Source organism: Burkholderia sp. CCA53, assembly GCF_001685525.1.
GTDB classification, from domain to species: domain Bacteria; phylum Pseudomonadota; class Gammaproteobacteria; order Burkholderiales; family Burkholderiaceae; genus Burkholderia; species Burkholderia multivorans.
Window position 1 is genome coordinate 933,010 of record NZ_BDDJ01000001.1, and the last position, 22,448, is coordinate 955,457.

At 67.9% G+C, this 22,448-nt stretch carries 19 protein-coding genes; 9 read left to right on the top strand and 10 right to left on the bottom strand.

Annotation, left to right across the window (positions count from 1 at the left end; genetic code table 11):
- The first annotated feature begins 51 nt into the window (after positions 1–51).
- The 4 genes from glcE (at position 52) to proC (ending at position 4,111) form a co-directional block, all read left to right on the top strand.
- Positions 52–1,140 carry a glycolate oxidase subunit GlcE gene (gene glcE, locus BCR55_RS04330; RefSeq protein WP_006408364.1) on the top strand — a complete coding sequence of 363 codons (1,089 nt, stop codon included), beginning with the start codon at positions 52–54 and terminating at the stop codon, positions 1,138–1,140.
- 7 nt (positions 1,141–1,147) lie between these two features.
- A complete protein-coding gene (gene glcF, locus BCR55_RS04335; RefSeq protein WP_006408363.1) occupies positions 1,148–2,374 on the top strand; it encodes a glycolate oxidase subunit GlcF in 1,227 nt (408 codons plus the stop codon).
- Positions 2,375–2,556: 182 nt separating this feature from the next.
- Positions 2,557–3,255: a YggS family pyridoxal phosphate-dependent enzyme gene (locus BCR55_RS04340; protein WP_065494233.1), complete on the top strand. Its 699-nt coding sequence runs from the start codon at positions 2,557–2,559 to the stop codon at positions 3,253–3,255.
- Between the two features lie 43 nt (positions 3,256–3,298).
- Positions 3,299–4,111, top strand: coding sequence for a pyrroline-5-carboxylate reductase (gene proC, locus BCR55_RS04345; protein WP_006411011.1), 813 nt, complete (start codon positions 3,299–3,301; stop codon positions 4,109–4,111).
- Positions 4,112–4,264: 153 nt separating this feature from the next.
- On the opposite strand, the gene ubiA is transcribed toward proC, so the two are convergent.
- The 6 genes from ubiA to recG all read right to left on the bottom strand — a co-directional run bounded on the left by ubiA (position 4,265) and on the right by recG (position 12,562).
- The gene (ubiA, locus tag BCR55_RS04350; RefSeq protein ID WP_035489595.1) at positions 4,265–5,128 is read right to left on the bottom strand and encodes a 4-hydroxybenzoate octaprenyltransferase; all 864 of its coding nucleotides are present in this window, start codon (positions 5,126–5,128) and stop codon (positions 4,265–4,267) included.
- Between the two features lie 289 nt (positions 5,129–5,417).
- On the bottom strand, positions 5,418–5,912 hold the full coding sequence (locus BCR55_RS04355) for a Dps family protein (protein WP_035489597.1): 495 nt from the start codon (positions 5,910–5,912) through the stop codon (positions 5,418–5,420).
- Positions 5,913–6,033: 121 nt separating this feature from the next.
- Positions 6,034–6,195: a hypothetical protein gene (locus tag BCR55_RS32970; RefSeq protein WP_175403811.1), complete on the bottom strand. Its 162-nt coding sequence runs from the start codon at positions 6,193–6,195 to the stop codon at positions 6,034–6,036.
- 117 nt (positions 6,196–6,312) lie between these two features.
- On the bottom strand, positions 6,313–8,499 hold the full coding sequence (gene katG / locus BCR55_RS04360; protein WP_006409655.1) for a catalase/peroxidase HPI: 2,187 nt from the start codon (positions 8,497–8,499) through the stop codon (positions 6,313–6,315).
- Between the two features lie 602 nt (positions 8,500–9,101).
- Positions 9,102–10,061 (bottom strand): LysR substrate-binding domain-containing protein, encoded by a 960-nt coding sequence (locus tag BCR55_RS04365; RefSeq protein ID WP_006401641.1) that lies wholly within the window; start codon positions 10,059–10,061, stop codon positions 9,102–9,104.
- Between the two features lie 125 nt (positions 10,062–10,186).
- Positions 10,187–12,562, bottom strand: a complete 2,376-nt coding sequence (gene recG / locus BCR55_RS04370; protein WP_065494234.1) for an ATP-dependent DNA helicase RecG — start codon at positions 12,560–12,562, stop codon at positions 10,187–10,189.
- A gap of 167 nt (positions 12,563–12,729) precedes the next feature.
- On the opposite strand from recG, the gene queA reads away from it, so the two are divergent.
- The 5 genes from queA to secF all read left to right on the top strand — a co-directional run bounded on the left by queA (position 12,730) and on the right by secF (position 18,832).
- On the top strand, positions 12,730–13,797 hold the full coding sequence (queA, locus tag BCR55_RS04375; protein ID WP_065494235.1) for a tRNA preQ1(34) S-adenosylmethionine ribosyltransferase-isomerase QueA: 1,068 nt from the start codon (positions 12,730–12,732) through the stop codon (positions 13,795–13,797).
- Between the two features lie 181 nt (positions 13,798–13,978).
- Positions 13,979–15,178: a tRNA guanosine(34) transglycosylase Tgt gene (gene tgt / locus BCR55_RS04380; protein WP_006408350.1), complete on the top strand. Its 1,200-nt coding sequence runs from the start codon at positions 13,979–13,981 to the stop codon at positions 15,176–15,178.
- Between the two features lie 234 nt (positions 15,179–15,412).
- Positions 15,413–15,736 (top strand): preprotein translocase subunit YajC, encoded by a 324-nt coding sequence (yajC, locus tag BCR55_RS04385; protein WP_006401647.1) that lies wholly within the window; start codon positions 15,413–15,415, stop codon positions 15,734–15,736.
- Between the two features lie 105 nt (positions 15,737–15,841).
- Complete coding sequence (secD, locus tag BCR55_RS04390) at positions 15,842–17,863, top strand: protein translocase subunit SecD (RefSeq protein ID WP_006408348.1); 2,022 nt, start codon at positions 15,842–15,844, stop codon at positions 17,861–17,863.
- Positions 17,864–17,881: 18 nt separating this feature from the next.
- Positions 17,882–18,832, top strand: a complete 951-nt coding sequence (gene secF, locus BCR55_RS04395; protein WP_006401649.1) for a protein translocase subunit SecF — start codon at positions 17,882–17,884, stop codon at positions 18,830–18,832.
- A 224-nt stretch (positions 18,833–19,056) separates the two neighbouring features.
- Here the strand turns inward: secF and BCR55_RS04400 are convergent, their stop codons facing one another.
- The 4 genes from BCR55_RS04400 to BCR55_RS04415 form a co-directional block, all read right to left on the bottom strand.
- Entirely contained in the window at positions 19,057–20,334 is a 1,278-nt protein-coding gene (locus tag BCR55_RS04400; protein ID WP_006410366.1) for an MFS transporter, read from the bottom strand.
- Positions 20,335–20,512: 178 nt separating this feature from the next.
- Positions 20,513–21,094: a YceI family protein gene (locus BCR55_RS04405; protein WP_006408344.1), complete on the bottom strand. Its 582-nt coding sequence runs from the start codon at positions 21,092–21,094 to the stop codon at positions 20,513–20,515.
- Positions 21,095–21,158: 64 nt separating this feature from the next.
- Positions 21,159–21,719, bottom strand: a complete 561-nt coding sequence (locus tag BCR55_RS04410; RefSeq protein WP_006410365.1) for a YceI family protein — start codon at positions 21,717–21,719, stop codon at positions 21,159–21,161.
- An 8-nt stretch (positions 21,720–21,727) separates the two neighbouring features.
- A complete protein-coding gene (locus tag BCR55_RS04415) occupies positions 21,728–22,288 on the bottom strand; it encodes a cytochrome b (RefSeq protein WP_065494236.1) in 561 nt (186 codons plus the stop codon).
- Positions 22,289–22,448 lie beyond the last annotated feature (160 nt).

Here is a 22,448-nt window from a genome sequence, read left to right on the forward strand (position 1 = left end):
CGCCACCCCGGTACAATCGATCGGACAACAAGACGAGGCAGCCACGAAAACATGGAAGAGGACGACATCGTCGCCGAATGGGCCGAACGCGTCCGCTCGGCCAGCGCCGACGGCCGCCCGCTGCGGATTCGCGGCGGCGGCACGAAGGACTGGTACGGGCAGACGCTCGAAGGAGAAATACTGGACACGCGCGCGCTGCACGGCGTCGTGTCGTACGACCCGGCCGAACTCGTCGTCACGGTGCGCGCGGGCACGCCGCTCGCGCAGCTCGAAAGCGTCGTCGCGGAGTGCGGCCAGATGCTGCCGTTCGAGCCGCCGCACTTCGGACGCGCGGCCACCGTCGGCGGCTGCATCGCGGCCGGCCTCGCAGGCCCGCGCCGTGCGACCTGCGGCGCGCCGCGCGACTTCGTGCTCGGCGTCACGCTGATGAACGGCCGCGGCGAAACGCTGCGCTTCGGCGGGCAGGTCGTGAAGAACGTCGCCGGCTACGACGTCTCGCGGCTGATGGCCGGCTCGCTCGGCACGCTCGGGCTGATGCTCGAGCTCTCGATCAAGGTGCTGCCGGTGCCGGTCGCCGAAGTCACGCTGAAGTTCGAGATGACGGCGACCGATGCCGTGCGCAAGCTCAACGAATGGGGTGGCCATCCGCTGCCGGTCAGCGGCAGCGCGTGGCGCAACGGCACGCTCGTGCTGCGCCTGTCCGGCGCCGAGGCCGCCGTCAAATCGGCAAAGACGCAGCTCGGCGGCGAAGTCGTCGACGCGGTCGAGGCCGAGCGATTCTGGGCCGGCCTGCGCGAGCACACCGATCCGTTCTTCAACGGGATCCCGCCCGACTATGCGCTGTGGCGGCTCTCGCTGCCGTCGATCACCGAACCGATGCACCTGCCCGGCACACAGCTGATGGAATGGGGCGGCGCGCAGCGCTGGTGGATTACCGACGCCGACGCGCAGACGGTCCGCATGAGCGCGAAGCAGGCCGGCGGCCACGCGACGCTGTTCCGCGCGGGCGACGCCTACGATCGCAGCGCCGGCGTGTTCACGCCGCTCGCCGCGCCGCTGCTGAAAATCCACCGCGGGCTGAAGGCGGCGTTCGATCCCGCGCGCATCTTCAACCGCGGCCGGCTGTATCCCGATCTCTGAGCTGCCGATGCAAACGAACCTCGCCGACTTCATCCGCGACACGCCCGACGGCAACGAGGCCGACGCGATCCTGCGCAAGTGCGTGCACTGCGGGTTCTGCACCGCGACGTGCCCGACCTATCAGTTGCTCGGCGACGAACTCGACGGCCCGCGCGGACGCATTTACCTGATCAAGCAGATGGTCGAAGGCGCGAAAGTCACGCGCAGCACGCAGCAGCATCTCGATCGCTGCCTCACGTGCCGCAGCTGCGAGACGACGTGCCCGTCGGGCGTCCAGTACGGCCGGCTCGTCGAGATCGGCCGCAAGCACGTCGAGGCGCAGGTGCAGCGCCCGCTGTCGCAGCGGCTCGTGCGCCGCCTGCTGGCGAGCCTCGTGCCGAACGCGACGCTGTTCTCGCCCGTGATGCGGCTCGGCCAGCAGGTGCGGCCGCTGCTGCCGAAGCGGCTGCGCGACAAGGTACCGCCGCGCACGCGGCTGCTCGAATGGCCGCAGCGCACGCATCCGCGCAAGATGCTGATGCTCGGCGGCTGCGTGCAGCCGTCGATGCTGCCGAACATCAACATCGCGACCGCGCGCGTGCTGGACGCGCTCGGCGTCGAGACGATCGTCGCGCCCGACGCAGGCTGCTGCGGCGCGATCCGGCTGCATCTGAACTATCACGACGAAGCGCTCGACGACGCGCGCCGCAACATCGACGCATGGTGGCCGTACGTCGAACAAGGCGTCGAAGCGATCGTGATGAACGCGTCGGGCTGCGGCGCGACCGTGCTCGAATATGCACACCTGCTGCGCGACGATCCGGCCTATGCGGAAAAGGCGCGGCGCATCGTCGCGCTGACGCGCGACATCTCGGACGTACTGCTCGCGTTCGAGGCCGAACTCGCGACGCTCGGCCGCCGCCGTGCGATCCATACGGTCGCGTACCATCCTCCGTGCACGCTGCAGCACGGGCAGCAGTCGCGCGGCAAGGTCGAACGGCTGCTCGAAACGCTCGGCATCGACGTGCGGCTGCCGGCCGACAGCCACCTCTGCTGCGGCTCGGCCGGCACCTATTCGCTGACGCAGCCGTCGCTGTCGTACCGGTTGCGCAAGCAGAAGCTGCTGAAGCTGCAGGCGCTCGAACCGCAGATGATCGTGTCCGGCAACGTCGGCTGCATCGCGCACCTGCAAAGCGGCACGCAGATCCCGGTCGCGCACTGGATCCAGCTCGTCGAGCACCTCATCTACGGTTAATGTCGGCGCTCGCCGCTCGCCGCTCGCCGCTCGCGGTGCGCCATGATCGCTGCGTGAAGGGCATGCATGCACGCGAGCGCGTCGCGGCGGCGCGCACGGCGTCCGTATAATGTGCGGATCGTTGCGCCGCCTGCGGCGCATCCGCTCCGTGCCCGTTTTCTCGCGCCGTATCCGTGCCCGTCATGTCCGATCTCGCCGTTCGTCTCGAATCCGTTCATCGCCGCATCGCCGACGCCGCGCGTGCCGCCGGCCGCGATCCGGCCTCCGTGTCGCTGCTCGCCGTATCGAAGACCTTTCCCGCCGACGCGGTGCGGGCCGCGCACGCGGCCGGCCAGCGCGCATTCGGCGAAAACTACGTGCAGGAGTCGATCGACAAGATCGACGCGCTCGCCGATTTGCGCGCGTCGCTCGAATGGCATTTCATCGGGCCGCTGCAATCGAACAAGACGCGCGCGGTTGCCGAGCGCTACGACTGGGTACATTCGATCGACCGGCTGAAGATCGCGCAGCGGCTCGCCGAGCAGCGCCCCGCGCACCTGCCGCCGCTGAACGTGTGCGTGCAGGTGAACATCAGCGGCGAGGCGTCGAAGAGCGGCGTCGCGCCGGCCGAGGTCGCCGAGGTCGCACGCGCGGTGGCCGCGCTGCCGTCGCTGCGGCTGCGCGGGCTGATGGCGATCCCGGAACCGGCAGCCGACCTCGACGCGCAGCGCGTGCCGCATCGCGCACTGCGCACGCTGTTCGACGCGCTGCGTGCCGACGGCCTGCCGCTCGACACGCTGTCGATCGGCATGTCCGCCGATCTCGAGGCGGCCGTACTCGAAGGCGCGACGATCGTGCGCGTCGGCACCGCGATCTTCGGCGCGCGCGACTATTCGCGCTGAACGCCGCGCCCTATCCCTTCACTCACTCGCTCAATCCGACATCATGAAAATCGCATTCATCGGCGGCGGCAACATGGCCGCGGCCCTGATCGGCGGCCTCATCAAGCGCGGCGTCGCCGCGGACGGCCTGTACGCGATCGACGTCAACGAAGACGTCCGCGCGCGCGCCGCGCAGCAGTTCGGGATCCGCACCGGCGCCGCGATCGACGCGGCAATCGGCGACTACGACGCGATCGTGCTCGCGGTCAAGCCGCAGGTGCTGAAGGACGTCGCGCAGGCGCTCGCGCCGCATCTGCGCGCGCAGCTCGTGATCAGCATCGCGGCCGGCATCCGTGGCGCGGATCTGTCTCGCTGGCTCGGCGGCTACGCGCGCGTCGTGCGCACGATGCCGAACACGCCCGCGCTCGTCGGCATGGGCGTGACGGGCCTCGCCGCACTGCCGGGCGTCGATGCGGCCGGCCGCGAACTGGCTTCGAACGTGCTCGGCGCGGTCGGCGAGATCGTCTGGTTCGACGACGAATCGCGGCTCGACGCCGTCACGGCGATCTCGGGCAGCGGGCCCGCATACGTGTTCTATTTCATCGAAGCGCTGCAGGAAGCGGCGCGCCGCCTCGGGATGAACGACGAACAGGGCCGCGCGCTCGCGGTCGCGACGTTTACGGGCGCCGCGCAGCTCGCCGCGCAATCGGGCGAGCCGGCTGGCGTGCTGCGCGAGCGCGTGACGTCGAAGGGCGGCACGACGGCCGCCGCGCTCGCGTCGTTCGACGCGCAAGGTGTGAAGGAAGCGATCGTGCGCGGCGTGCTCGCGGCCGACGCACGCGCGAAGGAAATGGGCGACGAACTCGGCCGCGCCTGAGCGGCTCGACGCTTCGTCCTGCACGAGGATGGACTTGCGCAGCAGACCGCGCACGCCATCATCCGGTAGCAGCAACAAAAAAGCGGCCTCGGCCGCTTTTTCTTTTTCTGCTTCAGCACGCCGCGCGCGGCACGAAGCCGCGCGGGCCGCCGTTCAGCTCGCCGCCATCAGGTAATGCGCGGCAATGCCGGCGAACAGCACGCCGCCGAGCCAGTTGTTGTGGCGGAATGCCGCGAAGCACGGCATCCGTTCGCGGCCCTTGATCAGCGTGTAGTGATACACCGCGCAGCCGGCGGCGGCGGCCCAGCCCACCCAGTACGCCGCACCGAAGCCGAGCGTGATGCCGATCCACACGTAGATTCCGAGCGTGACCGCATAGCACGCCATGACGGCCGCGACGTCGAAACGGCCGAACGTCAGCGCCGACGTGCGAATGCCGATCTTGATGTCGTCGTCGCGGTCGACCATCGCGTATTCGGTGTCGTACGCGACCGACCAGAACACGTTGGCGATCAGCATCACCCACGCGAGCGGCGGCACCGTGTTCTGCACGGCCGCGAACGCCATCGGAATTCCGAAGCCGAACGCGATCCCGAGATACGCCTGCGGAATCGCGAAGAAGCGCTTCATGAACGGATAGGTACCCGCGACGAACAGCGCGACGACCGACAGCTCTTTCGTCAGCGTATTGAGCGGCAGGATCAGCAGGAACGCCACGAACGACAGGCCGACGGCAATCGCGACGGCCTCCCACGCGCGGATCTTGCCCGACGTCAGCGGCCGGTCGGCCGTGCGCTTCACGTGCCGGTCGAAATCGCGGTCCGCGTAGTCGTTCATCGCGCAGCCGGCCGAGCGCATCAGCAGCGTGCCGAGCGCGAAGATCACGATCAGCGGCCAGCGCGGATGGCCGTCCGACGCGATCCATAGCGCGTTCAAGGTCGGCCACAGCAGCAGCAGGCTGCCGATCGGCTTGTCCATCCGGACAAGGCGCAGGTACAGGGGAAAGCGGGCAAGCATGGCGAAGCACCGGAAAGACGATCCCGGCATTTTAGAGCCCAACGGCCGTTTGCGTCATGGGTGCGGCCGGCGCGAGGCCCGGCCGAGGGGAATGGATCGGTGTGAAGAAATCGGCGGATCGCCGACCAAGATCGAAGGCGGCCGGCACGATCCGGGAACCATCGGTGCCGCGCGAGTCGCCGTGCGAACCGTCCGGCGGCAGCGCCGCCGCCTACCTTGCGGCCCTGCCGCATGCCGCAACGACATGCCGCGCGCCGCGGCCGGGCGCGCGCCCCGCCGCGCAACGTCCTTACGCGAGCAGCGACCGCAGCATCCACGCGGTCTTTTCATGCGTCTGCAAGCGCTGCGTGAGCAGATCGGCAGTCGGCTCGTCGCTCGCCGCGTCGGCCGCCGGGAAAATCTCGCGCGCGGTGCGCACGACAGCCTCGTGCCCTTCGACGAGCTGGCGGATCATGTCTTCGGCGGCCGGCACGCCCTCGGCTTCCGGCACCGACGACAGTCGCGCGAAATCGCCGAACGTGCCCGGCGCGACGACGCCGAGCGTGCGAATGCGTTCCGCGATCGAATCGACCGCGAGCCACAGTTCGTTGTACTGCTCCTCGAACATCAGATGCAGCGTGTTGAACATCGGGCCCGTCACGTTCCAGTGGAAATTGTGCGTCTTCAGATACAGCGAAAACGTATCGGCCAGCAAGCGCGACAGGCCGTCGGCGATCTTCCTGCGATCCTTGTCGCTGATGCCGATGTTGATTTGCGTTGCATTTGCATTGCCTTTCTTTGCCATCGTCGGACTCCTCATTTCGACATGTTGAACCGATGAAAATGCGTCGAGCCATTCGCATGTCGCGTGCACGCGGCATGCGCTCGCGGCCTGCCAGTTTAGCGTGACGCGCGCCAATGCGCGCTTACGCGCCGGCCACGTGAGCGATCGCGCCGAGCGCGTGCGCGATCAGCACGGCCGCGCCGCTGCCGGCGATCGCCGCGCCGACGAGGCGCCGCGCGGCGGCTGGCGCACGCAGTGCGGGCGCGGCAAACGCCGCGTGCATGTCGAGCGTGCGTTGCGTCATGATGGTCCCTCCTTCAACGAAACGGCGACGCCGCGCCGGGCTGCCGCTCATCGGCCGCCCGGCGCTCGCCGCCCTGTTGCAAGACTTCGCTGCCGCATCGCTGCCGGCAGCGGGCTGTTAGACGAGATCGAAGCGGTCGAGGTTCATCACCTTGTTCCATGCCGCGACGAAGTCGTGTACGAACTTCTGCTGAGCATCCGCACTGCCGTACACCTCGGCAAGCGCGCGAAGCTGCGAATGCGAACCGAACACGAGGTCGACGCGCGTGCCCGTCCACTTCAGCTCGCCCGTCGCACGATCGCGGCCTTCGAACACGTCGTTGTCGGCCGATGCGGGCTTCCACTCGGTACGCATGTCGAGCAGGTTCACGAAGAAGTCGTTCGTCAGCGTGCCCGGACGCTCGGTGAAGACCCCGTGCTTCGGATCGCCGACATTCGTGCCGAGCACCCGCATCCCGCCGACGAGCACCGTCATCTCCGGCGCGGTCAGCGTCAGCAGTTGCGCCTTGTCGACCAGCAGCGCCTCGGCCGGCGTCTTGAACTTGCGCTTCAGATAGTTGCGGAAGCCGTCGGCGACAGGCTCGAGCACGGCCATCGCGTGGACGTCGGTCTGCTCCTGCGACGCATCCGTACGGCCCGGCGCGAACGGCACCGTCACCGTGACGCCCGCGCTCTTCGCGGCCTGCTCGACGCCGGCCGCACCGGCCAGCACGATCAGATCCGCGAGCGATACCTTCTTGCCGCCCGTTTGCGCATCGTTGAACGCCTTGCGCACGCCTTCGAGCGTCTCGAGCACGGCCGCGAGTTCGGCCGGGCGGTTCACTTCCCAGTCCTTCTGCGGCGCGAGACGGATGCGCGCGCCGTTTGCGCCGCCGCGCTTGTCCGAGCCGCGGAACGTCGACGCCGACGCCCATGCGGTCGATACGAGCTGCGACACCGACAGCCCCGACGCAAGCACCTTCGCCTTCAGCGCCGCGATGTCGGCTTCGTCGATCAGCGGATGGTCGACGGCCGGCACCGGGTCTTGCCACAGCAGCTCCTCGGCCGGCACGTCCGGGCCGAGATAGCGCGAACGCGGACCCATGTCGCGGTGCGTGAGCTTGAACCATGCGCGCGCAAACGCGTCGGCGAACTGGTCCGGATGCTCGTAGAAGCGGCGCGAGATCTTCTCGTACTCGGGATCGAAGCGCAGCGCGAGGTCGGTCGTCAGCATCGTCGGACGGTGCTTCTTCGCCGGATCGAACGCATCGGGGATCACCGCCTCCGCATCCTTCGCGACCCACTGATGCGCGCCGGCCGGGCTCTTCGTCAACTCCCACTCGTAGCTGAACAGGTGCTTGAAGAAATCGTTGCTCCACTTCGTCGGCGTCGATGTCCACGTGACTTCGAGGCCGCTCGTGATCGCGTCCTTGCCCTTGCCGGTGCCGAACGTGCTCTGCCAGCCAAGACCCTGCTGCTCGAGGGCCGCCGCTTCCGGCTCGGGGCCGACGCTCGAGGCGGGACCGGCACCGTGCGTCTTGCCGAACGTGTGGCCGCCCGCGATCAGCGCGACCGTCTCTTCGTCGTTCATCGCCATCCGTGCGAACGTCTCGCGGATGTCGCGCGCGGCCGCGACCGGATCGGGATTGCCGTCCGGGCCTTCCGGGTTCACGTAGATGAGGCCCATCTGCACGGCCGCGAGCGGGTTCTCGAGCTCCCGGTTGCCGGAGTAGCGGCTATTCGGGCCGCCGCTCAGCTCGAGCCAGATCTTTTCGGAACCCCAGTACACGTCGTCCGGTTCCCACGTGTCGGGACGGCCGCCCGCATAGCCGAACGTCTTGAAGCCCATCGATTCGAGCGCGACGTTGCCGGTCAGGATCAGCAGGTCGGCCCACGAGATGTTGCGGCCGTACTTCTGCTTGATCGGCCACAGCAGCCGGCGCGCCTTGTCGAGGTTCGCGTTGTCGGGCCAGCTGTTCAGCGGTGCGAAGCGCTGCTGCCCGCCGCCCGCGCCGCCGCGGCCGTCGGCGATCCGGTACGTGCCCGCGCTATGCCAGGCCATCCGGATGAACAGGCCGCCGTAGTGGCCGAAGTCGGCCGGCCACCAGTCCTGCGACGTCGTCATCAGCGCGTGCAAATCGCGCTTCACGGCCGCGAGGTCGAGCTGCTTGAATGCCTCGGCATAGTTGAAGTCCTTGTCCATCGGATCGGACAGCGACGAATGCCGGTGCAGGATATTCAGGTTGATCTGATTCGGCCACCAGTCCTTGTTCGATGTGCCGCTGCCTGCGGTGTGGTGGAACGGGCACTTCGGTTCGGTCGACATGCTTTTTCTCCTTGGATGGCTCATGTGCCCCCGTGCCGGCGTAGCGCCGGACGACGTGCGCGGAGCGTGATTGCGGGGGTGGAAACGGAACAGGCGGGGCCTGCCGCCCGACTACGGGATGCGCTTCGCGTCGCGCTTCCCGGGCGAAGCGCCGCAGGCGGGACGCTTCGGGCAAGCGCGGCCGGCAGACGCGCCGCCGGCGATGCGCTGGGTCTTCGTGTTGTCGATCATGCTTTGCTCCCTCTTCGGCGCGGTTGAATCGGGGGAACACGGGACCGGCGTACGGCGTCATCCGCCATACGTGCGATCCGCCAGGTATGCGAACGCAATCGGACGCAGGCTGCGGATCGCGGCCCTGGCACGATTGACGACTTGCTCGCGCGACGCGATGTTCCGCTGCGCGTGCCGCAATACCGATCGCATCATGACATCCTCCTTTGACGCTTGCATTGAATCTGCAACGGGCGCCTCGGGGACGCCGACCATGTGAAGAGTCTACGTAAATCTATCGCTTAATAGAATTCGATTGTTTAAATCTATGCTATAGGGAAAAATAAACGGGGTCGCGAGACCCCGTCGATCGATGCGGCGCGGCGGCCACGTCAGTTCAAGGTAGCCGGCATGTCGAGCTTCGCGACGCCCGGCAGCTCGCACGCGGCGATCGCTTCGCTGATCGCGTCGATCGCCGGCATCCGCGTGAAGCTCTTGCGCCACACCAGCACGACGCGGCGGTCGGGCACCGGCTCGTTGAACGGCACGTACGACAGCAGCTCGGCGTCCGGGCCGTTCGCGCGCGGGCCGATCTCCGGCACCGACATTCTCGGCAGCACCGTGATGCCGACGCCGCTTGCGACCATATGGCGGATCGTCTCGAGCGACGAGCCTTCGAACGTCTTCTGGATGCCGTCGGCCGTCTGCGAGAAGCGCATCAGCTCGGGGCACACGCCGAGCACGTGGTCGCGGAAGCAGTGACCGTTGCCGAGCAGCAGCATCGTTTCCTGCTTCAGGTCTTCGGCGTCGATCTCGCGGCGCTTCTCCCACGGATGGCCGGCGGGCAGCGCGACGACGAACGGCTCGTCGTACAGCGGCCGCACCATCAGCCCCGTTTCGGGAAACGGCAGCGCCATGATCGCCGCGTCGATCTCGCCTTGCTTCAGCAGCTCGAGCAGCTTCAGCGTGTAGTTCTCCTGCAGCATCAGCGGCATCTGCGGCACGCGCTGGATCATCTGCTTGACGAGCGTCGGCAGCAGGTACGGGCCGATCGTGTAGATCACGCCGAGGCGGAACGGGCCGACGAGCGGGTCCTTGCCCTGCTTCGCGATCTCCTTGATCGCGAACGTCTGCTCGAGCACGCGTTGCGCCTGCGTGACGATCTGATCGCCGATCGGCGTGACGCTCACTTCGCTCGCGCCGCGCTCGAAGATCTGCACGTTCAGCTCGTCCTCGAGCTTCTTGATCGCCACCGACAGCGTCGGCTGGCTCACGAAGCACGCTTCGGCCGCGCGGCCGAAATGCCGCTCGCGCGCAACCGCGACGATGTATTTCAATTCAGTCAGCGTCATTGTGGGTCAATCAGGTATAAACGAGCGATAGGCATAATTTATACACCCTGTGGCGGCCGTTCGCCAAGTTTCTCCGCATCGCGGTCGGCCGATCGTCGGTACGGCTCCGACCCTCAAACACGGCCTCAAGCCTTCAGATACTGCTCGCGCGCGCCGAGCCAGCGCGCCAGATGCTGCGTGACGACGTCCGGATACGCGGCGATCAGTCGCGCGGCGGCGTCGCGCGCGGGGTCGATCAGCCAGCCGTCCGTCTCGAGGTTCGCGAAGCGCAGCATCGCGGCGCCCGACTGCCGCGCGCCGAGGAATTCGCCGGGCCCGCGGATCTCGAGGTCGCGCCGCGCGATCTCGAAGCCGTCGGTCGTCTCGCGCATCGTCTTCAGCCGTTCGCGGCCCGCGATCGACAGCGGCCCCGAGTACAGCAGCACGCAGACCGACGCCGCGGTACCGCGCCCGACGCGCCCGCGCAGCTGATGCAGCTGCGCAAGGCCGAAGCGCTCGGCGTGCTCGATCACCATCAGCGACGCGTTCGGCACGTCGACACCGACCTCGATCACGGTCGTCGCGACGAGCAGCTGCACCTCGTTGCGCGTGAACGCGTCCATCACGGCCGCCTTGTCGGCCGGCGACAGCCGCCCGTGCACGAGGCCGACCTTCAGTTCGGGCAGCGCGGCGGCGAGCGTCTCGTAGGTCTCGACCGCCGTCTGCAGCTGCAGCGTCTCGCTTTCCTCGATCAGCGGGCAGACCCAGTACACCTGGCGGCCGGTCAGCGCGGCCTCGCGTACGCGCGCGATCACCTCGTCGCGGCGCGCGTCGCCGACCACACGCGTCAGCACCGGCGTGCGGCCCGGCGGCAGTTCGTCGATCGTCGACACGTCGAGATCCGCGTAATACGTCATCGCGAGCGTGCGCGGGATCGGCGTGGCCGACATCATCAGCTGATGCGGCTGGAAGCCCCGCGCGCCGTCCGCCGCGTTGGCGGCCTTGGCGCGCAGCGCGAGCCGCTGCTCGACGCCGAAGCGATGCTGCTCGTCGACGATGACGAGACCGAGCCGCGCGAATTCGACGGTGTCCTGGATGATCGCGTGCGTGCCGATCACGAGCTGCGCGGTGCCGAGCGCGGCCGCCTCGATCGCGGCACGCTTTTCCTTCGCCTTCAGGCTGCCCGCCAGCCATGCGACCGACACGCCGAGCGGCTCGAGCCAGCCGCGCAGCTTGCGTGCATGCTGTTCCGCCAGAATTTCGGTCGGCGCCATCAGCGCGGCCTGATAGCCGGCGTCGATCGCCTGTGCGGCCGCGAGCGCCGCCACGACCGTCTTGCCGCTGCCGACGTCGCCCTGCAGCAGCCGCTGCATCGGGTGCGGCAGCGTCAGATCGTGCGCGATCTCGTCGACGACGCGCGCCTGCGCGCCCGTCAGCCGGAACGGCAGCGCCGCGTAGAGCCGCGTGGTCAGCGCGTCGGCGTCGCGCGCGGTGCGGCGCGGCATCGCGGGCGCCGCACGCGTGCGGCGCTCCTCGTGCGCGCGCTTCAGCGACAGTTGCTGCGCGAGCAGTTCCTCGAACTTGATGCGCGTCCATGCCGGATGCGAGCCGTCCATCAGCGCGGCTTCGTCGGCGTCGACGCCCGGATGATGGAGGATGCGCACGGCGTCAGCGAGCGTCGGCACGCCGAGCGGCTTCAGGTAGTCGCGCTCGATTTCGGGCGGCAGCAGCTCGGGCAGCGGCGTGCGCTCGAGCGCGTTCTCGATCGCCTTGCGCAGATAGGCCTGCGACACGCCGGCCGTGCTCGGATAGACGGGCGTCAGCACCTGCGGCAGCGGCGCATCGGCTTCGACGACGCGCACCGCCGGATGCACCATCTCCATCCCGAAGAAGCCGCCGCGCACGTCGCCGCGCACGCGCAGGCGCTGGCCGACCGCCATCTGCTTGACCTGCGAGCCGTAGAAATTCAGGAAACGCAGCACGAGCTGCTCGCCGTCGTCGTCGCGGATCTTCACGACGAGCTGGCGGCGCGGGCGATACGCGACCTCGTTGTCGATCACGACGCCTTCGGTTTGCGCGATGCCGCCCGGCAGCAGATCGCGGATCGGCGTGAGCGTCGTTTCGTCCTCGTAGCGCATCGGCAGATGCAGGACGAGATCGATCGAGCGCGTAAGCCCGAGCTTCGCGAGCTTGTCGGCGGTTTTCAGCGCCGGCTTGGACGATTTCGCCGCCGCGGCCTTCTTGCCGCGCTTCGCGGCCGGCGCGCCGTCGGCGTCTGCCGGCGCATCGGCGGGCGGGCCTGCGTGCGCATCGTCGTCGATCGACTCGGCCTGCGCGGCCGCGGCCGGCTGCGCGAGCCGTCCGTCGGCACCGCGCTTCGGTGTGCGGCGCGGCGCCGCACGACCGGCCGGCGGCGCGGCGTCGCGATCGGCCGCGCGCGCCGGCGGCGACGCGGCGAGCTCCGTGTCGAACGGATCGTCGGAATCGGCAGCGGCGGCGGAACGGCGGGGTGAGACAGGCATCGGGTCGTGAGCGTGCTTCGCAAGGCAAGTACAATAGCGGCTTTCACGTCGTCCGAACGAACGACGCCGGCCAGGCCGCGCATCCCGCCATCATAGCGGCTCGCGCGCGCCCTTTACGCGTTTCCGCCATGCCGGCGGCGCCCGCCGGCCGTTTCGAACCAGCCCGCATGTTCACGCTTTCCGATTTCGATTTCAATCTGCCGCCCGAGCTGATTGCGCAAACCGCGCTGCCCGACCGCACCGCAAGCCGCCTGCTCGAGGTCGACGCGACGGCCGAGCCCGCGCGCTTCGTCGATCGCCGTTTCGCCGAATTGCCGGCGTGCATCGCGCGCGGCGACCTGCTCGTGTTCAACGATACCAAGGTGCTGAAGGCGCGCTTCTTCGGCCAGAAGGCGAGCGGCGGCCGGATCGAGGTGCTGATCGAGCGCGTGACGGGCTCGCACACGGCGCTCGCGCAGATCCGCGCGAGCAAGTCGCCGGGCGCCGGCACGACGCTGCGCCTCGCCGACGCGTTCGACGTGACGGTCGGCGAACGCGTCGAGCCGTTCTTCACGCTGCACTTTCCGCAGCCGTGCCTCGAGCTGATCGAGCAGTACGGCCGACTGCCGCTGCCGCCGTACATCGAGCACGATCCGGACGCGACCGACGAGACGCGCTATCAGACGGTCTATGCGAGCAACCCGGGCGCGGTCGCCGCGCCGACGGCCGGCCTGCACTTCGACGAGCCGCTGCTCGCGAAGCTCGACGCGATGGGCATCGAGCGCGCGACGCTGACGCTGCACGTCGGCGCGGGCACGTTCCAGCCGGTGCGGGTCGAGAACATCGCCGAGCACAAGATGCACAGCGAGTGGTACGAGCTGCCGCAGTCTCTCGTCGACAAGATCGCGGCCACGCGCACGCGCGGCGGCAAGGTGATCGCGGTCGGCACGACCTCGATGCGCGCGCTCGAAGCCGCGGCGCGCGACGCCGAAGCCGCCGGCCGGCCGCTCGCGGCGACGCAGGCCGAGACCGACATCTTCATCACGCCCGGCTACCGCTTCCGTGTGGCCGACCGGCTCGTCACGAATTTCCATCTGCCGAAGTCGACGCTGATGATGCTGGTGTCCGCGTTCGCGGGCATCGAGACGATCCGCGCCGCGTACCGCCACGCGATCGAACAGCGCTACCGCTTCTTCAGCTACGGCGACGCGATGCTGCTCACACGGCGCGATACGCCGGAGGCGACGCACGCGTAAGGCGCCGCACGTGCGACGGCCGGCCGTACGGCACGGCCGCCGCGGCGCCTTCGGCACGGGCCCGCCGCTCGCCCGCGCCGCGCGCTACGATGGCGCACATCCATTCTTTCCGCCGCCGCTACTCCGGCGGCTTTTTCCAACTTGCGCCGGACTGTTTTCCGGTGGCCAGGAGCACCCCACGATGACCGAAGGTTCATCCCACGATACGCGCGCGCACACGCCCGAAGCCGCGCCCGCCCGCCCCGCCAACGGGCTCGAATTCGAACTGCTGACGACCGACGGCCACGCGCGCCGCGGCCGCGTGAAGCTCAACCACGGCGTCGTCGAGACGCCGATCTTCATGCCGGTCGGCACCTACGGCACCGTGAAGGCGATCCAGCCGCGCGAGCTGCACGAGATCAAGGCCCAGATCATCCTCGGCAACACGTTCCACCTGTGGCTGCGCCCGGGCCTCGACACGATCGACGCACACGGCGGCCTGCACGGCTTCATGGGCTGGAACAAGCCGATCCTGACCGACTCGGGCGGCTTCCAGGTGTTCTCGCTCGGCGACCTGCGCAAGATCACCGAGGACGGCGTCACGTTCGCGTCGCCGATCAACGGCGACAAGCTGTTCCTGTCGCCGGAAGTGTCGATGCAGATCCAGAAGGTGCTGAACTCGGACATCGTGATGCAGTTCGACGAATGCACGCCGTACGCGACCGACGGCGTGCCGACCACGCACAAGGAAGCGGCCGACTCGATGCGCATGTCGCTGCGCTGGGCAAAGCGCTCGCTCGACGAGTTCAACCGGCTCGGCAATCCGAACGCGCTGTTCGGGATCGTCCAGGGCGGGATGTTCGAGGATCTGCGCGACGAATCGCTCGCGGGCCTGTCGGAACTCGGCTTCCACGGCCTTGCGATCGGCGGGCTGTCGGTCGGCGAGCCGAAAGAGGACATGATGCGCGTGCTGCGCCACGTCGGCCCGAAGCTGCCGGCGCACAAGCCGCACTACCTGATGGGCGTCGGCACGCCCGAGGATCTCGTCGAGGGCGTCGCGAACGGCGTCGACATGTTCGACTGCGTGATGCCCACGCGCAACGCGCGCAACGGCTGGCTCTTCACGCGCTTCGGCGACGTGAAGATCCGCAACGCGACGCACAAGAACTCGCTGAAGCCGCTCGACCCGAGCTGCACCTGCTACACGTGCAGCAATTTCTCGCGCGGCTATCTGCATCACCTGCACCGCGTCGGCGAAATCCTCGGCGCGCAGCTGAACACGATCCACAACCTGCACTACTACCTGCAGCTGATGAGCGAGATCCGCGACGCGATCGAGTCGCACACGTTCGACGCGTTCCGCCAGCGCTTCGCGGAGGATCGCGCGAGAGGCGTCGACTGACGGGGCTGGCCTGGCCGGGCGTGGCCGGCGCATCGTATGCGAACGAAATAATGCGTCGCGCCGCTCGGTCCCGATCGCCAAAACATTACAATTACCTTTCCAAACCGGTCGCAGCAATCGCGCTTCGCGCTTTAACAGCTTGATCCCAAAGCGCATTTGCCGCGCCGTTTGCAGATGGGGCCGGTGGTAGAATAACCGGCTTAATTTTCGATCTTCCCCTACGGAGAGACCAACGTGCCGTTCATTTCCAATGCCTTCGCGCAAGGTGCCGGTGGCGCCGAATCGAGCCTGATGAGCTTCCTGCCGCTCATCCTGATGTTCGCCGTGCTCTACTTCATCATGATCCGTCCGCAGATGAAGCGGCAGAAGGAGCACCGCAACATGCTCGCCGCCATGGCCAAGGGCGACGAAGTCGTCACGAGCGGCGGCCTCGTCGGCAAGGTGACGAAGGTCAGCGAAGGCTACATCGGCGTCGAGATCGCCGAAGGCACCGAAATCACGGTGCAGAAGGCGGCCGTCACGACCATTCTGCCGAAGGGCACGATCAAGTCGCTGTAAGCCCGTCACCGAGCGTCCGGCTCCCGCGTCGCCGCTGCCCTGCCGGGCCGGCCGCCGCGGCGCCGGACGCGACGCTTTCATGCCAACCATCCGTTCGGCCCCCTCATGAATCGTTACCCACTCTGGAAATATGTCGTGATGGTCGTGGCGCTCGCCATCGGCTTTCTGTACACATTGCCCAATTTCTTCGGCGAAGCGCCGGCGGTGCAGGTGTCGAGCGGCAAGGCCACGGTCAAGCTCGACGCGAACACGCTGACGCAGGTCGAAACGGCGCTCGCGGCCGCGCAGATCAAGCCGGACGACGTCACCTTCGAGAACACGGCGACCAACGCGAACATCCGCGTGCGCCTGAAGGACACCGACACGCAGCTGCGCGTGAAGGATCTGCTGCAAAAGACGCTGAACGCCGACCCGAACGATCCGCAATACGTAGTCGCGCTGAACCTGCAGAGCGCCTCGCCGCGCTGGCTGACCGCGCTGCACGCGCTGCCGATGTATCTGGGCCTCGACCTGCGCGGCGGCGTCCACTTCCTGCTCCAGGTCGACATGACGGGCGCGCTCACGAAGAAGCTCGACTCCGATGCGGCCGACGCGCGCTCGCTGCTGCGCGACAAGAACATCCGCGACGGCGGCGTGAGCCGCGTCGATCAATCGGTCGTCGTGAACTTCAGCGACGCGCAGACGGCGGAAGACGCACGCAAGGTGCTCGCGTCGTCGATCACCGAACTGCAATGGGCGACGCAGCCGGGCGGCGGCGGCACGCAGGTCGTCGGCACGTTCACGCCGGCCGTGCAGAAGGCCGTCGAAGATGCCGCGCTGAAGCAGAACCTGACCACGCTGCACAACCGCGTGAACGAACTCGGCGTGTCGGAGCCGATCCTGCAGCAGCAAGGCAACGACCGGATCGTCGTCGAACTGCCGGGCGTGCAGGACACCGCGAAGGCGAAGGACATCATCGGCCGCACGGCGACGCTCGAAGCGCGCCTCGCCGATCCGATCAACACGCATCCGAATCCGAACGATCCGGTGCCGCCGGGCGAGGAACTGTTCACGCAGGGCAACCAGGTGCCCGTGCTGCTGAAGAAGGACGTGATCTTCACCGGCGACCGCATCATCGACGCGTCGGCCGGCTTCGATGAACACCAGCGTCCGTCGGTCAACATCCGCCTCGATTCGGCGGGCGGCCGCGCGGTGCGCACCGTGTCGCGCGACAACATCGGCAAGCCGATGGCGATGGTGCTGTTCGAGAAGGGCAAGGGCGAAGTGCTGACGGTCGCGACGATCCAGTCGGAGCTCGGCGACCGTTTCCAGATCACGGGCCAGCCGACGCCGCAGGCCGCAGCCGATCTCGCGCTGCTGCTGCGCGCCGGCTCGCTCGCCGCGCCGATGGACATCATCGAGGAACGCACGATCGGCCCGAGCCTCGGCGCCGACAACATCAAGATGGGCGTGCACTCGGTGATCTGGGGCTTCTGCGCGATCGCCGTGTTCATGATCGCCTACTACATGCTGTTCGGCGTGATCTCGGTGATCGGTCTGTCGGTGAACCTGCTGCTGCTCGTCGCGGTGCTGTCGCTGATGCAGGCGACGCTGACGCTGCCGGGCATCGCCGCTATCGCGCTCGCACTCGGTATGGCGATCGACTCGAACGTGCTGATCAACGAGCGCGTGCGTGAGGAACTGCGCGCGGGCCAGCCGCCGCAGCTCGCGATCCAGGCCGGCTACGCGCACGCCTGGGCGACGATTCTCGACTCGAACGTGACGACGCTGATCGCCGGTCTCGCGCTGCTCGCGTTCGGTTCGGGCCCGGTGCGCGCGTTCGCGATCGTGCACTGCCTCGGCATCCTGACGTCGATGTTCTCCGCGGTGTTCTTCTCGCGCGGGATCGTCAACCTCTGGTACGGCGGCCGCAAGAAGCTGAAGTCGCTCGCGATCGGCCAGGTGTGGCGGCCGGAAGGCGCCGCAGCGGCCGCGTCGCTCGCGGCGGCCGACGAATCGACCGACACCGCGCGCGCCGCGAAGCTCGCCGCCCCGCCGAAGGGCAACGCGCCGCGCGCCGGCAAGCCGCAACTGCGCAACCGCGCGCAGCCGGGCGTGTCGCCGAAGAAACCGGGCTCGACCCAATAAGGCCCCGGAGACGAAGCCATGGAATTTTTCCGCATCCGTAAAGACATTCCGTTCATGCGGCACGCGCTGGTGTTCAACGTGATCTCGCTGGTCACGTTCCTCGCCGCCGTGTTCTTCCTGTTCCACCGCGGGCTGCACCTGTCGGTCGAGTTCACCGGCGGTACGGTGATCGAGGTGCAGTACCAGCAGGCCGCGCAGCTCGAACCCGTGCGCGCGACGCTGGGCAAGCTCGGCTACGCCGACGCGCAAGTGCAGAACTTCGGCACCTCGCGCAACGTCCTGATCCGCCTGCAGTTGAAGGAAGGCCTGACCTCCGCGCAACAGAGCGATCAGGTGATGACGGCGCTGAAGGCGCAAAGTCCGGACGTCACGCTGCAGCGCGTCGAGTTCGTCGGCCCGCAGGTCGGCCGCGAACTCGCGACCGACGGGCTGCTCGCGCTCGCCTGCGTCGTGATCGGCATCGTGATCTACCTGTCGATCCGCTTCGAATGGAAGTACGCGGTCGCCGGCATCATCGCGAACCTGCACGACGTCGTGATCATTCTCGGGTTCTTCGCGTTCTTCCAGTGGGAGTTCTCGCTCGCGGTGCTCGCGGCGATTCTCGCGGTGCTCGGCTACTCGGTGAACGAGTCGGTCGTCATCTTCGACCGGATCCGGGAGACGTTCCGCCGCGAACGCAAGATGACGGTGCCGGAGGTGATCAACCACGCGATCACGACGACGATGTCGCGGACGATCATCACGCACACGTCGACGGAAATGATGGTGCTGTCGATGTTCTTCTTCGGCGGCCCGACGCTGCACTACTTCGCACTCGCGCTGACGGTCGGCATCATGTTCGGCATCTATTCGTCGGTGTTCGTCGCGGGCTCGCTCGCGATGTGGCTCGGCATCAAGCGCGAAGACTTGATCAAGGAAAAGAAGGTCGCGCACGATCCGGACGATCCGAACGCAGGCGCGCAGGTCTGAGCGCCGCCGCTGCGTCACCGTTGCGGTAAACGCGCAAAGCCGGTCCGACAGGGCCGGCTTTTTTTATGTTTGGTCGCACGCGGCGGCTACGTTCAGCCGCCGGCGTCGAAGCGTTGCCCGGTAGGCTGAAGCGCTCCCCTTCCCCGTCCGCTTACCGCAGGGGCGCAACACTGCGCCGCCGCGACGCCGCCCCTCCTCGCGGGCGCGGCGCCGACGCCGCCCCGTCACCGAAACCCGAACCGCCTGCGCAACACGACCAGCGCCGCGAGACTCAGCACTGCCGCGAACATCAGGTAGAAGCTCGGCGCGGTCTTCATCCCGGTCGCCTTGATCAGCCACGCGATGATGAACGGCCCGAAGCCGCCGAAGATCGTCACCGCGACGTTGTACGCGAGCGACATCCCGGTCGTGCGCGTCTGCACCGGAAACACCTCGGACAACAAGCCCGGCAGCGCCGCGAAATAGCCCGTCATCAGCACGGCAAGCAGCACCTGCAGCGCGATCAGCGTGCCGAAGCCCGGATGCGCGACCAGATACGCGAATGCCGGGTAGATCAGCACGAGGAAGCCGAGCGCCGGCGCGAGCATCACGCGCACGCGGCCGTAACGGTCCGACCAGTGGCCGACGAGCGGCGCGAACGCCATCTGGATCACGCCGACGACGAGAATCGCCGCAAACGCGGCCGACGGCGCGAGGCCGAGCTGCTTCACGCCGTAGGTCGGCATGAAGAGCACGAGATACGTCGCGACCGTGCCGAGCACCACCGCGCCGATCGCGGCAACGAGCCGCGCCTTGTGCGACGCGAACGTGTCGCGCAGCGGGCTCGCGGTGCTTTCGGCCGCGAGGAACTCCGGCGTCTCGTCGACCTTCTTGCGGATGTAGTAAGCCACCGGCCCCAGCAGCAGCCCGAAGAAGAACGGCACGCGCCAGCCCCACGCGGCCATCTGCGCGGCCGTCAGCTGCGCGTTCAGCACGGTGCCGAAGCCGGCCGCGAGCAGCGTCGTCAGGCCCTGGCTCGCGACCTGCCAGCTCGCGAAGAAGCCGCGCCGCCCCGGCACGTGCTCGGCGAGGAACGCGGTCGCGCTGCCGAACTCGCCGCCGGCCGAAAAGCCCTGCATCAGCCGCGCGGCGACGAGGATCAGCGGCGCCGCGATGCCGATCGTCTCGTAGGTCGGCAGCACCGCGATGATCAGCGTGCCCGCCATCATCAGCAGGATCGACAGCGTGAGCGCGGCCTTGCGGCCCGCGCGGTCCGCATAGGCGCCGAGCACGATCGCGCCGAGCGGACGCATGAAGAACGACACGCCGAAGGTGCCGAGCGTGAGCAGCAGCGACACGGTGTCGTTGCCGGCCGGAAAGAACAGCCTGGAAATCGTCACCGCGAAAAAGCCGTAGACGACGAGGTCGAACCACTCGAGCGCGTTGCCGATCGACGCGGCGACCACCGCGCGCCACACGCGCGGCGACGAGGCTATGGAACGGGACGGCGTGACGGCATGCATCGGCGATCTCCTTGTCGTTGTACGTTCTGTTCGCGCGCCGCCGCGTACGCGGTCGGCCGCCGCGCCGGCAGGCGCCCGAACGATTATAGGCGCGCAAAAAAAGACCGCCGCGCCCCGATCGGGAGCGCGGCGGCCGGTTCGCGGCGGGCCGGCGCGACGCGCGGCCCGGCTGCGCGCGTTACTGCTGCTTGACGGCTTCGGCCGTGATCAGCAGCTTCGTCTGCATCTTGAAGCCGTACTGCTTGCCGTAGTCGAGGCCGAATTCGTCGCGGTTGAATTCGCCGACCGCGTCGACGCCGCACACTTCGCGCTTGAGCATCGGATGCGGCATGCACTTGAACGAGTCGATCTTGAGCGTCAGCGGCTTCGTGACGCCATGCAGCGTCAGGTTGCCGACGACCGACGCCGGCTTGTCGCCGTCGAACTTGATCGTCCCCTTGTAGACGGCCTGCGGGTACTTCGCGGCGTCGAAGAAGTCGGCCGTCTGCAGATGCTCGTCGAGCTTCGCGCTGCCGGTGTGGATCGACGCGATGTCGGTCGTCACCTCGACCGTCCCCGTCTTCGCCGCGCGATCGAGCGTCACGGTGCCGCTCGACTTGTCGAACTTGCCGCGCCAGACCGACAGGCCGCCGAAGTGATCGGCCTCGAAACTCGGATACGTGTGGCTCGGATCGAACTGGTACGTCGCGCTTTCGGCGAATGCCGAGAACGACAGCGAAGCGGCGAGCGCGCCGGCGGCGATCATCAGATGCTTTTTCAACTCATTCTCCTAGGAACAGCGCCGCGCCCTCGCGCGGCATTCGGGTGGTGCGACAGCCCGCCGCTTACTTCGTCGCGACGAGATGGAACTTGATCTGCACTTCGTCCGCCACGACCGACGTGTCCTTCCATTCGCCGGTGCCGACGTTGAACGTCGAGCGCTTGATCGGCAGCACGCCGTCGAAGGTCTGCGTCGCGCCGCTCTGCGTGACCGTGACGGGCACCGTGACGTTCTCCGTCTTGCCCTTGATCGTCAGCTTGCCGGTCACGTTGTACTTGTTGCCGCCGGCCGGCGCGATCGCCGACGACACGAACGTCGCCTGCGGATACGCCTTCGCGTCGAACCACTCCTTGCCCGCGACCTGGTCGTTGTACATCTTGTCGCCGAGGTCGAAGCTCGCGACGTCGATCGTCATCTGCGCGCTGCCTTGCGCGGCCTTCGCCGGATCGAACTTCACCTGCGCGGAAAACTTCTTGAACACGCCTTCGGTCGGCACGTTCATCTGCCTCGACACCGCGGACACCTTGCTCTTCGCCAGGTCGACGTCGGCGAGCGCCGCGCCCGACGCGACGAGTGACGCCGCGGCGAACGCGGCCAGCATGGAACGGGAGAAAGACACTTTCATGGGATCCTTCATTTGGCAAAGGGAAGCATCCGCGACAGCAGGCCGTCGCGGTCCACCAGCTGGTGCTTGAGCGCCGCGAGCACGTGCAGCGACACGAGCGCAAGCAAAATGTAATTCAAAGACACGTGAAGCGTCTTGAAGGTTTCCTTCAGCACCGGATCGGGATCGATCAGCCGCGGCAGCGGCACGATGCCCAGATAGACGACCGGGATGTTCGAAGCCGAGCTGTACAGATAGCCGGTCGCCGGAATCACGAGCATCAGCACGTACAGCAGCAGATGCCCCACGTGCGCCGCGGTGCGCTGCCACGCGCGCATGCCGGCCGGCAGCGCGGGCGGCACGTGCGTCGCGCGCCACAGCACGCGCACGATCGCGAGCGCGAACACCGTCACGCCGATCCACTTGTGCCACGAGAAGTACTTCAGCTTCGTCGGCGTGAAGCCCGGAATGTCGGTCATCACCCAGCCGAGCGCGAAGCCGCAGACGATCAGCAGCGCGATCAGCCAGTGCAGCGCGATCGCGGTGCGCGTATAGCCCGACGACGCGGGCCGCAGCGAATTCGATGTCATCTTGCGTTCCTCAGTTCAGCGAACGGCCGCCGGCCGTCGCGGCCGGTGCTCGTCACGGGCGCCATGCTACCGCAACCTTTTGACGCGCGCGGCATCTGAGGACAGACGCGTCATCGCGCCGCCCGCCTGCCGCCATGTTACAGACCGGTCACGGCGGCGG

What these genes read in the sequence shown, in the direction of transcription:
- glcE (WP_006408364.1), top strand. Translation starts at nt 52, where the DNA reads ATGGAAGAGGACGACATCGTCGCCGAATGGGCCGAACGCGTCCGCTCG.
- glcF (WP_006408363.1), top strand. Translation starts at nt 1,148, where the DNA reads ATGCAAACGAACCTCGCCGACTTCATCCGCGACACGCCCGACGGCAAC.
- BCR55_RS04340 (WP_065494233.1), top strand. Translation starts at nt 2,557, where the DNA reads ATGTCCGATCTCGCCGTTCGTCTCGAATCCGTTCATCGCCGCATCGCC.
- proC (WP_006411011.1), top strand. Translation starts at nt 3,299, where the DNA reads ATGAAAATCGCATTCATCGGCGGCGGCAACATGGCCGCGGCCCTGATC.
- ubiA (WP_035489595.1), bottom strand. Translation starts at nt 5,128, where the DNA reads ATGCTTGCCCGCTTTCCCCTGTACCTGCGCCTTGTCCGGATGGACAAG.
- BCR55_RS04355 (WP_035489597.1), bottom strand. Translation starts at nt 5,912, where the DNA reads ATGGCAAAGAAAGGCAATGCAAATGCAACGCAAATCAACATCGGCATC.
- BCR55_RS32970 (WP_175403811.1), bottom strand. Translation starts at nt 6,195, where the DNA reads ATGACGCAACGCACGCTCGACATGCACGCGGCGTTTGCCGCGCCCGCA.
- katG (WP_006409655.1), bottom strand. Translation starts at nt 8,499, where the DNA reads ATGTCGACCGAACCGAAGTGCCCGTTCCACCACACCGCAGGCAGCGGC.
- BCR55_RS04365 (WP_006401641.1), bottom strand. Translation starts at nt 10,061, where the DNA reads ATGACGCTGACTGAATTGAAATACATCGTCGCGGTTGCGCGCGAGCGG.
- recG (WP_065494234.1), bottom strand. Translation starts at nt 12,562, where the DNA reads ATGCCTGTCTCACCCCGCCGTTCCGCCGCCGCTGCCGATTCCGACGAT.
- queA (WP_065494235.1), top strand. Translation starts at nt 12,730, where the DNA reads ATGTTCACGCTTTCCGATTTCGATTTCAATCTGCCGCCCGAGCTGATT.
- tgt (WP_006408350.1), top strand. Translation starts at nt 13,979, where the DNA reads ATGACCGAAGGTTCATCCCACGATACGCGCGCGCACACGCCCGAAGCC.
- secD (WP_006408348.1), top strand. Translation starts at nt 15,842, where the DNA reads ATGAATCGTTACCCACTCTGGAAATATGTCGTGATGGTCGTGGCGCTC.
- secF (WP_006401649.1), top strand. Translation starts at nt 17,882, where the DNA reads ATGGAATTTTTCCGCATCCGTAAAGACATTCCGTTCATGCGGCACGCG.
- BCR55_RS04400 (WP_006410366.1), bottom strand. Translation starts at nt 20,334, where the DNA reads ATGCATGCCGTCACGCCGTCCCGTTCCATAGCCTCGTCGCCGCGCGTG.
- BCR55_RS04410 (WP_006410365.1), bottom strand. Translation starts at nt 21,719, where the DNA reads ATGAAAGTGTCTTTCTCCCGTTCCATGCTGGCCGCGTTCGCCGCGGCG.
- BCR55_RS04415 (WP_065494236.1), bottom strand. Translation starts at nt 22,288, where the DNA reads ATGACATCGAATTCGCTGCGGCCCGCGTCGTCGGGCTATACGCGCACC.